The following is a 12,247-nucleotide window of genomic DNA, read 5'->3' as shown; positions in this document are numbered from 1 at the left end:
GATATTCACGCGTTGCATACATTGCCCTACTCCAACGTCAACAGGGACGGACTCGGAAGTCCCAAGAGCTGCATCTACGGCGGAACTCAACGGATCCGGGTTTCCAGCCAGAGCTGGAAACGCGCAGCACGGCTGGAACTGGAACGCCGCATCGACTCACCGACGGTGCGCACACGCCAGATCGCAGTCGAAGTACGGACAATGCTCGTCGAACAGGGCTGGTCACCCGACGATGCACGCCGCGCCGGGCGCGCGGTTGTCGAAGCGTACGGGTTGACCGCCGAGGACGATACCGACATCACCAAAGTCCTGCTGTGGTTGCCCTCCACGGTCACCCGCGATCTGGCGGATCTGGCCAACGAACACCGCGATCTGATCACTGCCCTTCCACTGCCTGAGCTCGACGCCGGCGGCAAACCGAAACGGCTCTCGAAGGCGGAAAGAGAAGCCAAGGTCACCGCGACCAAAGCTGCAGTGTCGTCGCTCGCCCGACCGGTGACTCAGATCCTCAATCAGCGTAGTTCGACGATTGCGCTGCTCGGACGAATGCTCGCGGACACCCCTGATCACACCGTCGACGGAGCAACCCAGGTGGCGCATGCCTTCACCGTGCACGAGGCAGCCCCGGACTTCGACTACTTCACCGCTGTCGACGATCTCGCGCCCAACTCCGGGGCTGGCCATCTCGCGACCGCCGAATTCGCCTCCGGGACGTTCTACCGATACTGCACGGTAAACATCGCCCAGTTCGTCGACCAACTCGGTGACTTCGGCACCGCACTCGACGTCATCGAGGCATGGACCAGAACATTTCTGACGGTCGTGCCATCGGGCAAGGCGAACTCCACCGCCGCGCACACGACGCCGGACCTGGTGTATCTCGCGGTGCGCACAGCACCGATGTCGCTGGCCGGCGGATTCGAAAAACCCATCTACACCAATGGTGACGGCTACCTCGACCGCGCCGTCTCCACACTCGACAACTACACCCAACGCCTGCACCGCTTCCTGGGAGACCAGGGATCGTGGTCCGGGCATTCCGGCACAACAGATATCGACACCAACGGGCTCGGCACCCACTACGCCTCGCTCGCAGACCTGACCGCCCACGCCTCGGAGGCCGTCTGCGGCGCGATGTCGGCCAAGGCCACGGTATGAGCGGACTCGTGCTGCGATTGTCAGGGCCTATGCAGTCGTGGGGCACTCGCTCTCACTGGAACATTCGCGAAACGTTGCCCCACCCGAGCCGTTCCGGTCTGATCGGTCTCCTGGGCGCGGCGCTGGGTCACGACCGATGTAAGCCACTGCACCGCTTCAGCACCCTCGAGTTCACCATCAGGGTCGACCGGCGAGGGCAGTCGATAGCTGACTTCCATACTGTCGGTGGTGGTCGACCCCGCGAGCAGACACCACCAACGGCAGGCGGCGGACGCCGAGCTGAAGGCAAGTCGACGATCATCTCCGAGCGGTACTACCTGTCCGACGCGGCCTTCACCGTTGCAGTCAGCAGCGTCGACGAGGAGTTGGTCACCGATCTCGAGGCAGCTCTCCACGCCCCTACGTTCGGAGTCCATCTCGGCCGCCGATCCTGCCCACCCGCTGGCCCGCTGTTGATCATCCGCGACAGCGACCCGGCCACCGCACTGTTCGACAGAGTGCCGCTGGCAAGAGAAAGGCCGCGCGACGCCCCTTCTGTATCAGTCGAATTCATCACCGAACACCCACCCGAAGACGCAGCGCCGGTGCGCAGATACACCCACCCCGCACAGCCGCTGAGCTTCGCGGGTCCGCGCGCCTACGAGCCCCACACCACGTGGCACACGACCCACGAACTGCCCGCGGCGCTGTGCGTCGGCCTCGGAACCAGCTATCTCGACGCGCTCATCGACTTCCGCGAATCCCCGCCCGCACCGAGGGACACCCAGCGACGGGAACATGATCAACGCGACAGAGGCATCGTCGCGATCGAAGCGACCAAGGCCGTCACCACCAAACCTCACGACCCGTTCGCCGCGCTGGGAGGCGCCTAATGTACCTGTCGCGAATTCCGCTCAACCCAGCGCGCAAAAGCACTCGCTTGTTCCTTAGCTCACCTCAGGTCACCCACGCCGCGGTAATGACGTCCTTCCCGCCCTCGGAGACGATCGACGCAGTGGCCCCGACCGGTGATGGTCGAGTGCTGTGGCGAATTGACCTTTCCGAGAACACGATTCACCTCTACGTGGTCTCCCCGACGCGACCGGACTTCACCCATGTGGTCGAGCAGGCGGGTTGGCCGACCACCAGCACCTGGGCCACCCGCGACTATCGAGACCTGCTCGACGGCCTCGCCACGGGACAACAATGGCACTTCCGGCTCACCGCCAATCCCGTGCGCCGCGCCATGGACCGGCAGCGCAACGACCCGACCGAACGCGGCCGAACCACCGGTCTCGACTCGGAAGGCCAACTGCAATGGCTGCAGCGTAAGTCCGCTGATCACGGGTTCGAGCTCGGGCAATGCGTCAGCGGAGACAGCAAGGAACCCGACGTCGTCATCACTGACCGTAGATCGGTGACGTTCCAACGGCATTCGCAGAGGGTGTCGTTGTCGACCGCCACGTTCGAAGGCACCCTGCAGGTCACGGACCCGCAAGCACTGCGTGGAGCACTTGTCGGTGGGATCGGCCGCGCGAAAGGGTACGGCTGCGGACTGCTCACGCTGGCGCCGGCGTGAAAGACATCCCCGGTACGCGGCCGCCACGGATCGGGGAACTCGTCCGTGCGCGGGATCGACTGTCGTTCATCTACATCGAACGCGCCACCGTGCACCGCGACGCCAACGCGATCACCTCCACCGACGAACGCGGAGTCGTCCACATCCCCGCCGCCGCCATCGGTGCTCTTCTGCTGTGTCCGGGCACCCGTGTCACCCACCAGGCGATGATGCTGCTCGCCGAAAGCGGATCCACCGTCGTCTGGGTAGGGGAGCGGGGTGTGCGCTACTATGCCCACGGCCGGTCACTGGCCCGCAGCTCACGCCTGCTCGAAGCCCAAGCAGCAGCGGTGTCGAACCAGACCAGCCGCCTGCGGATCGCCCGGCAGATGTATGAGATGCGGTTCCCGGGCGAAGACGTCGCCGGCCTGACCATGCAGCAACTGCGTGGGCGCGAAGGCGCCCGCGTACGCCGCATCTACCGCGAGCACGCTCAACGCACCGGCATCGAATGGCAACGCCGCGACTACAACCCGAACGATTCGGCGCCTCCGACCTGGTCAACCAAGCCCTTTCGGTCGCGACGACGTGCTTGTACGGGGTGGCTCATGCGGTGATCGTCGCCCTCGGCTGCGCACCAGGACTCGGGTTCGTCCACACCGGACACGAGCGGTCCTTCGTGTTCGACCTGGCCGATCTGTACAAGGCCGAGTACGCGATTCCGGCGGCGTTCGATGCTGCAGCACTGATCGCGGCCGAAGGCGGCGACGATATCGGGGGAGTCACCCGTCGGGCTGTCCGCGACGCGGTTCATGCAGGAAACCTGTTGGCACGCTGCTGTTCTGACATCTACGAGCTGCTGGTGCCCGACCGTGAAGGCGACGCCGAGGAGTGGGACAGCGACGTCGTGGAACTGTGGGACCGCAAAGGCAACCTCGCAGCGGGGATCTCCTATGCCGACGAGGACCCGCCGTGGTAGTTCTGGTCCTCACCGCCTGTCCTGCTGGGCTTCGCGGGCACCTGACTCGTTGGTTCCTGGAGGTCAGCCCGGGTGTGTTCGTCGGTGTGGTCAGCGCGCGGGTGCGGGATCTTGCTTGGCAGCGTGTGATCGAGCTCTGCAAGGACGGCCGCGCGATCATGATCCACACCACCCGCGGCGAACAACGCATGGCGTTCAAGACCCACCGCCACGATTGGGAACCGATCGACATCGACGGCATCCATCTAATGCTCCGTCCCCACACCAGTGACGGCAGCGGTGGTAGCGCACGGCCAGGTTGGATCAAGGCGAGCCGATATCGCCGTGCCCATCAGTCGAAGCGTCAGCGGCCAGACAGCGACAACTGACCGTAGGTTGGGTGTTGTCGTCCCACAGAGCGAAAGGTCACGGTGAGCCGTTCGCGGTGTCGTGATCGGGTAGGTGTGGCGTCCCTTGCGAGCATGTGGGGGTCTAGGTGTGGGAGGACGATCGAAAGTGAATGAAAATCGGTTGATTGCTTCGTGAAGGCGCAGGTCAATTAGTGTGCTCCCCGCGCGAGCGGGGATGAGCCCCTCCATCACCCCGCCGTCCTTCGGCGGAACTGGTGCTCCCCGCGCGAGCGGGGATGAGCCCCTGGTGCCGGTGGCCATGGCCACAGTGTTCGCCGTGCTCCCCGCGCGAGCGGGGATGAGCCCGCCGCTGGAGGATGCCGGCGGTGATGCACAGGGTGCTCCCCGCGCGAGCGGGGATGAGCCCAAGGGCCAGACCGCCGCCTACGTCAAGACGACGTGCTCCCCGCGCGAGCGGGGATGAGCCCTCGTGTGGGTCGTGGCGCACCAGCAGCGTGCGGTGCTCCCCGCGCGAGCGGGGATGAGCCCGGCATCGGCCTCCGCCTGGCCCAGCGCATGGAGTGCTCCCCGCGCGAGCGGGGATGAGCCCTTCATCAGGATGACGGCGACGGCCAGCCAGGCGTGCTCCCCGCGCGAGCGGGGATGAGCCCCGAAGCGCCTCCCGCTGTTGCTCGAGGTCCTCGTGCTCCCCGCGCGAGCGGGGATGAGCCCGGTGGAACACCCGAGCAGACCAACCACACCTAGTGCTCCCCGCGCGAGCGGGGATGAGCCCCGACCGACTCACGCAGACCTCCGAGCTTCTCGGTGCTCCCCGCGCGAGCGGGGATGAGCCCCAGCAGACGGCCCCGGTACCCGAGACGGGGTACGTGCTCCCCGCGCGAGCGGGGATGAGCCCACGACCACGGCGCGAACGTTCTTCCGCCGTCTGTGCTCCCCGCGCGAGCGGGGATGAGCCCTAGCTCGTAACTACAGAAGGCGTAGACGCGTAGTGCTCCCCGCGCGAGCGGGGATGAGCCCTTGAACCACGCAGCCAGGTCGGTCTTAGCCTTGTGCACACCGCGCGAGCGGGGGATTAGTCCGACAGCATGGTGAAACGCCCGAAGTCTCTCGAAGGTCGGGGTACGGGCTTGGCGTTGGCTGTGTGATCGGTCGAGGTCGACTGGTCCAACCGCACAGGGTCGGGTCCGCGCTGGCCGAGGACCTCTGGGTTGGTGAACTGAGATGTCAGGCGCGATCAGCGCGCCTTGATCACCGAAGGAACCCACGACGTGAACCATGGATCGAGAAGGTCAGGGGTTCGATTCCCCGTAGCTCCACAATATGCGCAGGTCAGGCCGGGTTCCGAGAACTCATCGGAACCCGGCCTGACTCTTTCCCCCTACTAAGTCACCACTAATTGGCGTGACGTCTACCCACTCGTGGAATCGGCCTGGTTGACACCCCACATGGCCGGATGACCTGGAGCGCGATGCACGCCGCCTCGACGAGATGTCGCTTCCGCCTGAAGACTGACCCTCTGATTCCGGGTGAATGCTGACCCACCCCGTGAACGATCATGAGGTGCTGAACGTGGAGGACTGGGCGGAGATCCGCCGGTTGCATCGCGCTGAAGGTATGGCCATTCGCGCGATCGCTCGTCGGATGAAGATCTCGAAGAACACGCTGAAGAAGGCGCTGGGCTCCCACGAGCCACCGCAGTACCAGCGCAAACCACGAGGATCGGCGGTCGATGAGTTCGAGCCGCTGATCCGGGCGGTCCTGGCGGAGTTCCCGGACATGCCCACCACGGTGATCATGGAACGCGTCGGCTGGCAGCGCGGCAAGACCGTGTTCTTCGAGCGGGTCGGGCAACTACGACCACTGTTCAAGCCGGTCGACCCGGCATCGCGGACCGAGTATCAGCCCGGCGAGCTCGCCCAGTGCGACCTCTGGTTCCCGCCGGTCGATGTCCCGCTGGGCTTCGGGCATGCCGGCCATCCGCCGGTGTTGGTGATGGTCAGCGGCTATTCGCGGATCATGACCGCGACAATGATCCCGACCAGACAGAGCCCGGACCTGCTGGCTGGGCACTGGAAACTGATCTCGGGTTGGGGTCGCGTCCCGCGAGTGCTGGTCTGGGACAACGAATCCGCAGTCGGGCAATGGCGCGGTGGCAAACCCCAGCTGACCGAGACAATGAACGCGTTCCGGGGAACGTTGGGCATCAGGGTGATTCAGTGTCGGCCTCGCGACCCTGAATCGAAGGGCCTGGTCGAGCGGGCGAACGGATATATGGAGACCTCGTTCCTGCCCGGCCGCGCGTTCACCGGGCCAGCTGACTTCAACGCTCAGCTCGGTGAATGGCTGGCCAAGGCAAACCATCGTCACCATCGCCGGCTGGAGTGTCGTCCGATCGACCGCTGGGAGGCCGACCGGCAGGCGATGCTCGAGTTGCCGCCGGTGGATCCGGTGGTCGGCTGGCGGCTCACCACACGGCTGCCGCGCGACCATTACGTCCGGTTGGATTCCAACGACTACTCGGTTCATCCGGCCGCGATCGGCCGGCGAGTGGAGGTCCGCGCCGATCTTGCCGAGGTGGTGATCACCCATGCAGGGGCCGAACTTGCTCGGCATCAAAGGTGTTGGGCAGCTCATCAAACCATCACCGATCCGGAGCACGCGGCCGCGGCCGCTGATCTTCGCAGGTCCCGGCGCCTGGTCGCGGTTCCCGCGATCGACACCGATGTCGAGCACCGAAGTCTTTCCGACTACGACCGCATGTTCGACCTCGACGAGGCGAGCGGCAGCGAGGAGATCGCCTGATGGCCACCAAGACCGCGGCGAAGGCAACGCGAAACGTCTCTTCTGAAATCGCTTATCTGGCAAGAGCTCTGAAAGCGCCGTCGTTGGCTGACGCGGTCGAGCGGCTGGCCGAGCGGGCCCGGACCGAGGGCTGGAGTCACGAGGAGTTCCTGGCAGCCTGCTTGCAGCGGGAGGTTTCCGCGCGGGAGTCCCACGGCGGCGAGGGCCGCATCCGCGGGGCCCGGTTCCCGTCTCGGAAGTCGCTGGAAGAGTTCGACTTCGACCATCAACGGTCCCTCAAGCGGGACACGATCACCCACTTGGGGACGTTGGATTTCATCACTGCCAAGGAGAATGTCGTGTTCCTGGGTCCGCCCGGGACCGGCAAGACGCATCTGTCGATCGGGCTGGGGATCCGGGCCTGCCAGGCCGGGCATCGTGTCGCGTTCGCGACTGCTGCGGAATGGGTGTCGAGGCTCGCTGTGGCGGCGGCGTAGGAATGTAGGGGAAGGTCTCGTCTCGGAGTGGGCGCGCCTTCGGTTACGGATCTGATACCCGACTCCGATGCGGTGGCCCAGACGTCTCCGCACGATCGGCGACCGGGTGCGGACAACTTGTTTCGTCATGCAGTCGCGGGGTGACGCGGGCCAGATCAGATTGGAGCCGACCGCGTCTTTGCTGCGGGTCGGCCCCACGAGCGCCATCTCGGCGGCCACTTCCAATGGGGCGGAACGGTGCACACGAGGTTGTTCGCGAGATCGGCCGTACACGGGGTCTTCGCTTCGCCCGGCCGATTCCCATGGCGCGCTTTGCTACCTCTACATCCGGAAGGCGTGGGGTGCGGCGGTGTGTCTGGTGTCAGGCTCACACCGACCGAAGGACGTCATGACCACCGCTCTGTTCACCTTGCTCAGTACTTTGTTCACCGTGTACCCCATCGCAGCGGCCGCTGTGGTGTGCGCGATCGTCGCCGTCGTTCTGGCGGTTGTGATCGTGGCCGTCGCAGCGAGCACCGAAAAGCGGCGCCGGGATGCCCGCCGCACGCTTGACAAGATCGATCGGCTGCTGGGCACGGTTCTCAACCGCCGCTGACGCACTGTCCCCGCCGCCGCGCTCCTCGGGCCCGGGACCGGATCATCTCGATCCGGTCCCGGGCCCATTTTCGTAAGATACGCTGGGGCGCAGTCGATGCAGGCGGGGCCGCAACGACGATCCCTGCCGCTTCGAAGGGGAAGTGTCCAGTTCCGTGACCGCACACAATGACCCGGTCGACGAGCGCGCAGCCTGGTTCGACGTTCATAGCCCGGGGTTGTCTCGCAACTCCGTGCTGCAGGCGTGGGTGCTGACCTCTCCTCTATCTCCCGCGTGCCCGAATCGGGTGCAGCAGCGCGAAGTTCACGGATGGTCGACGGCGCTGGGGCAACGCGATTGGGTGAGGGCTGTGTTCAGCGCGACGGTCTGTGCCATAGCCGTCGACGAGTACCTGAGTAACGCCGAACCCTCGACATGGCAGCAGTACGCGGCGCTCGTCGAGGAGTTGGTTTCGCCGCTGGCACACCGCAGTTGCTCCTACCGCCAGGTCTTCGCCAGAATTCGCGTGGCGGGCATCCCGCGTGGCCTGTACAACGAGAAGCACAAGCAGTTCGCCGACCGCCTTCCCCCGGCGGCCCGTCATGCGCTCGTCGGTGCAGGGATCCTGGCCGACCGCACGGTTACGAACCGGTACCTGAGAACCGGCTACCAGCTAGACGACGCTGCTGGCGATGACCCCTGCCCCGAAATCGCCGCACCGTATCGGGCAGTCGTGCACGCTTACATCACCAAGCTGCGATGGCTTGCCGATCTCGCCGCCGACAGTGCCGATGACGACCATGCTTTACGATGGCATGCTCACGCCGACCGGCTCGCCGACCGAGTCGGACAGCCACCCCGGGAAGGTCACGACAAGGATCATCGCGAGACTGCCCGCGCGATCGTAATGGCCGAGGCGACTCGCGACGTTGCACGTCACTGGGGCGATGGAGCTTTGCCACCGACAAGGCACGCTGCCGACGGCTCTCTCCAACCGGTGGAAGATGAACTCGGCCTGAGCAATGGAGCGTTTCTGTTCGACGCTCCACTGGCTTACGAGAAAGCCATCACCACCGTCGCCAACAAGCTCGCCAAAGGGCACCTGGCACTCACCGACAGTCATGTCGTCACCGCGATCTACAAGGCGAGTTTCAAGTACGCCAGCAAGGACCGTCAACGTCGCAGCCGCGACTCGACCACCCCATTGTCTCTGGAATCGCTGCGGGAGTCGGGTATGGAACCAGCCGCGGGCCCGGACGGCCCCCAGTCTTCCCCTGCGATGCAGCGGTGCATCGAGCGCGTGCGCGGCTACCGCTCTCAAGCACCGGATGACGCCACCGATTCCTGGGAGAAGACGACGTTGCTGGCGATCCTGCGCGATGGCGGACCGTCCGCAGGGCTCGCCGAGGAAATCGAAGCTCGGTGGCGCGAAGATATCGATGCGCACGGTGGTGCGGTGGTGCCTTACGCGCTCTCACGCACTCCGGATACCGCAGTGGCCGCAATAATGATGATGCTCAAGATTGCGTGCGGCGAACCCGAGCTGTGGGAGGACCGATGACCGCCTCAGTGGAAGTGATCGCGGGAATTCTGGCGCGCAGCAACGATCGCATAGAGTGGGTCGCTGCCCGCAGCGCCGCTGTCGTACCGGTAGAAATGCACACCCGCGGCGCGGTTGCGGTCGTTGTCGACGCTGCACTCACCCACTGTCCGCTGGCTTGGTCCATTCCGGCTACCGGCCCCGACCAACTGCTGGATGACGCTGTGGGGATGCCCGGCTTCACCTCTTCGGTGCGAGCCGCCGTCGGCGACCACGCACTGGACTGGGACACCCCGGTGCTGGCGGCGGCGTGGGCGCACCTTGCGGAGGTGATCGCGGTACGCCGGTGGCTGCCGCGGCCGATGAACGAAGCGATCCTCGAGCTCGACCAGGCGCTTGCCGCCACTCAGGCAGGCGATTGCGACGCGCTCACCCGCCTGCTGCCGATGGCCGACACCACCCTCGACGACCTCGTCGACTACTGCAGATCCGACAACCGACCCTCTGCGGTGACCGAGCGCGTCGTCGAACTGCTCAAGGCCACGAGCACGCCGGAGCGGCCCTCGCAGTACCTCGCTGCGATTGCGTCGTTGACCATCGGCAACGCAGTCGCCGACGAGACGCTGATTCATGCGCTGGCTCAGTGGGGCGGCTACGACGCCGATCATCAACGCTCGAACATCGCACTGCACGCAGGCGAGACCCAGACGACGTCAACGGCCAGCGATGCCGACCTGCTCGGTTACGCCGCCATCGACCCGATCCTGGTTCCTGCCCGCGTGTTCGAATGGCGCGGAGCCGACGTGCCCGAGTTACGCCTCGCTCGCACCAGCGACCCGGACCGGGTCACCCTCACAGCTCGGCTGGCCGCCCATTGTGACCCCTTCAGCGAGGAAGCCGAGAACTTGCTGGCTTTCGCCACCGATGCGCACTCGGGCCACCTGATCAGTGTCTCCCCGATGACGGTGATGAACGACCTCAGCGCACTCACCGCTGCCATGTCGTGTCAAGGACACCCCCCAGCCAACCTGCGGTTCGGCGTCACCAGCGCCGATACCCTCGTGGACACCACTCGAACCGACCTGACTGGGCGGACCCTGGTCAGAGCGGATCGCCTGATGCTGCAAGCATGGGCAGCGGTTCGCCACGCCGCGACAATCCTGCAATTGGCGGCACCCGACCCTGTTGCTTTGGCGACCGCCGAATATGCCGCCACGGCACTTCGTCAACAAGCCCGTTCTGATGCCAGCGCCGCCAACTACGCATTGCGAGTGCTGGCCCGCGACATGGATCACGCAGACCCGCGTTTGGTACATCTCGATGCACGCAGCGACGCGATCCGTGAGTTCGTCAACCGCAAACTCACCGCACCGGTCTCCAGTGTGGACGCACTGACTCTCGCAGAGCTGCTACCGCCGCAATCGGCGGACACGGCGCTGTAGAAGCCGAGACAGCATGAGCACACCGTGCACCGTCGATCTGCTGCTCCGCTATGTCGACGCTGGTGAGACCTATGTTGCGTGGCGGTGGCTCGATACTCCGACCATTCCCTACGCCGACGTGGTCAGCCCCGAGCACTCGGCCGCGGTCATGGCCCGGCTCGACCGCAGTTTGCCCACCGCAGTCGACGGCGAAACCGAGGAGCAAACACTGCACCGCACCCTCGTGGCCGGTGAGCTCGTCAACCTCGACCAGGAGCAGCGACTGTGCCGACAACTGGCGCAGACAGTGCTGCCCGTCGGATTACGAAGTCAACTGCGCCGACGAATCCGGGATGGCGAGAATATCCGGATCCGGGTCACCCCCAGCCCGCGGCTGTCAAGGGTGCCGTGGGAATTGCTCGCCGAGGACGAGTACCGCCTCATCGAACACGCGATCATCCAGTACGACCCACCCTCGACCTTGTACGCCCACCGGGGTCGTAACCCGCTCGACTGGCCCGATGTCTCCGAGCTGCCCGCGTTGCACATCGTCGACCCGCAGCTGCCGGCCTCCACAGCCGGCCTCCACCAGCTGCTGACAGTGGCCGGAACCGCAGCATTCGAGAAACATCTCGGGGCCTACCCTGACGACAAGATCATCGGTGTCGATGAGTTCAGCGGCCCGTGTGTGCGCCCGACGATCGACCGTCGGCAGCTGGCCGAACTGCTCGACACCACGCGACTGGCGAGATTGTTCTATTTCGGCCACGTCACCGCCAATCCCGGCAACCCGGGGTCGGCGGCCATCCATCTCAGCGACACCATGTCCACCAGTTGGGGATGGGCCGCACCGATGGGCGATGGCGATCGAATCGAACCCGACAGCCAACATCGGCCCTTCTCCGCACGAGATATGCTGCTGGGCACCGCGGGTGCCCCCGAACACGGCTTGGCGCAATGGCGGCACCAACAGGGCCGCGCCGGATACGAGATCTGGAAGATGCCCAACCGGGTCGCCGTCATCGCCTGCGAGGGCGGGGCAGACTACCGAGCCATCGAACCCTTCGGGCTAGTCATGGCGATGCTCAATGCCGGTGCCGAAACCGTCACCACCACACGATGGGCGCTCCCGACCGATCACGCCTTCCATCGTGCCCACCCCGGCCTGAACCGCACCACAGTGCTGCCCACCACCGATCTGGCACTTGCAGTGGACCTCGCCCACAACGATCCTGACCCGATCACGCGTATGCGCGCATGGCAACTGCAATGCTTGACCCGATGGAAAGCCAGCGGAGATATTGCGGTAGCCCCGGTGGTGTGGGCATCGCTGATGACCACCCACGCACCCAACCGCACGTCACCTGCGGCTGCGCCACCTGAGACCCTGATCTGATCGCACACCGAAAG

Annotated in this window: 11 protein-coding genes, 1 pseudogene and 1 CRISPR repeat array; all 12 genes and pseudogenes read left to right on the top strand. The window is 65.4% G+C overall.

Annotated features, from left to right (window positions below):
- The first annotated feature begins 12 nt into the window (after positions 1 to 12).
- The 12 genes and pseudogenes from cas7e to IEY60_RS00460 all read left to right on the top strand — a co-directional run bounded on the left by cas7e (position 13) and on the right by IEY60_RS00460 (position 12,233).
- Positions 13 to 1,158 carry a type I-E CRISPR-associated protein Cas7/Cse4/CasC gene (gene cas7e, locus IEY60_RS00510; protein WP_189022618.1) on the top strand — a complete coding sequence of 382 codons (1,146 nt, stop codon included), beginning with the start codon at positions 13 to 15 and terminating at the stop codon, positions 1,156 to 1,158.
- Complete coding sequence (gene cas5e / locus IEY60_RS00505; RefSeq protein WP_189022616.1) at positions 1,155 to 2,030, top strand: type I-E CRISPR-associated protein Cas5/CasD; 876 nt, start codon at positions 1,155 to 1,157, stop codon at positions 2,028 to 2,030. Before cas7e ends, cas5e begins: the two co-directional genes overlap by 4 nt.
- The gene (cas6e, locus tag IEY60_RS00500) at positions 2,030 to 2,716 is read left to right on the top strand and encodes a type I-E CRISPR-associated protein Cas6/Cse3/CasE (RefSeq protein WP_189022614.1); all 687 of its coding nucleotides are present in this window, start codon (positions 2,030 to 2,032) and stop codon (positions 2,714 to 2,716) included. The genes cas5e and cas6e overlap by 1 nt, the downstream gene beginning before the upstream one ends.
- Complete coding sequence (locus IEY60_RS36335) at positions 2,713 to 3,312, top strand: CRISPR-associated endonuclease Cas1 (protein WP_308426058.1); 600 nt, start codon at positions 2,713 to 2,715, stop codon at positions 3,310 to 3,312. Before cas6e ends, IEY60_RS36335 begins: the two co-directional genes overlap by 4 nt.
- Before the next feature lie 62 nt (positions 3,313 to 3,374).
- On the top strand, positions 3,375 to 3,674 hold the full coding sequence (locus IEY60_RS36330; RefSeq protein WP_308426057.1) for a CRISPR-associated endonuclease Cas1: 300 nt from the start codon (positions 3,375 to 3,377) through the stop codon (positions 3,672 to 3,674).
- Positions 3,668 to 4,042 carry a type I-E CRISPR-associated endoribonuclease Cas2e gene (gene cas2e, locus IEY60_RS00490; protein ID WP_189022612.1) on the top strand — a complete coding sequence of 125 codons (375 nt, stop codon included), beginning with the start codon at positions 3,668 to 3,670 and terminating at the stop codon, positions 4,040 to 4,042. Before IEY60_RS36330 ends, cas2e begins: the two co-directional genes overlap by 7 nt.
- A 175-nt stretch (positions 4,043 to 4,217) precedes the next feature.
- A CRISPR array of direct repeats spans positions 4,218 to 5,041; the repeat unit is 29 nt; unit sequence GTGCTCCCCGCGCGAGCGGGGATGAGCCC.
- Positions 5,042 to 5,584: 543 nt separating this feature from the next.
- Positions 5,585 to 6,826, top strand: a complete 1,242-nt coding sequence (gene istA / locus IEY60_RS00485; protein WP_229739589.1) for an IS21 family transposase — start codon at positions 5,585 to 5,587, stop codon at positions 6,824 to 6,826.
- A pseudogene (locus IEY60_RS00480) lies at positions 6,826 to 7,293 on the top strand (ATP-binding protein); the annotation flags it as partial. The gene istA and the pseudogene IEY60_RS00480, both read left to right, overlap by 1 nt.
- A gap of 397 nt (positions 7,294 to 7,690) precedes the next feature.
- Positions 7,691 to 7,897, top strand: coding sequence for a hypothetical protein (locus tag IEY60_RS00475; RefSeq protein WP_189022610.1), 207 nt, complete (start codon positions 7,691 to 7,693; stop codon positions 7,895 to 7,897).
- 154 nt (positions 7,898 to 8,051) lie between these two features.
- Complete coding sequence (locus IEY60_RS00470; RefSeq protein WP_189022608.1) at positions 8,052 to 9,437, top strand: hypothetical protein; 1,386 nt, start codon at positions 8,052 to 8,054, stop codon at positions 9,435 to 9,437.
- Entirely contained in the window at positions 9,434 to 10,858 is a 1,425-nt protein-coding gene (locus IEY60_RS00465; protein ID WP_189022606.1) for a hypothetical protein, read from the top strand. Before IEY60_RS00470 ends, IEY60_RS00465 begins: the two co-directional genes overlap by 4 nt.
- A 148-nt stretch (positions 10,859 to 11,006) precedes the next feature.
- Positions 11,007 to 12,233, top strand: a complete 1,227-nt coding sequence (locus IEY60_RS00460; protein ID WP_189022604.1) for a CHAT domain-containing protein — start codon at positions 11,007 to 11,009, stop codon at positions 12,231 to 12,233.
- Positions 12,234 to 12,247 lie beyond the last annotated feature (14 nt).

The organism is Nocardia rhizosphaerihabitans, assembly GCF_014646295.1.
In the GTDB taxonomy this organism is placed as follows: domain Bacteria; phylum Actinomycetota; class Actinomycetes; order Mycobacteriales; family Mycobacteriaceae; genus Nocardia; species Nocardia rhizosphaerihabitans.
Note: the sequence above shows the minus strand (reverse complement) of the source record. Positions and strands in the feature narration are given on the sequence as shown.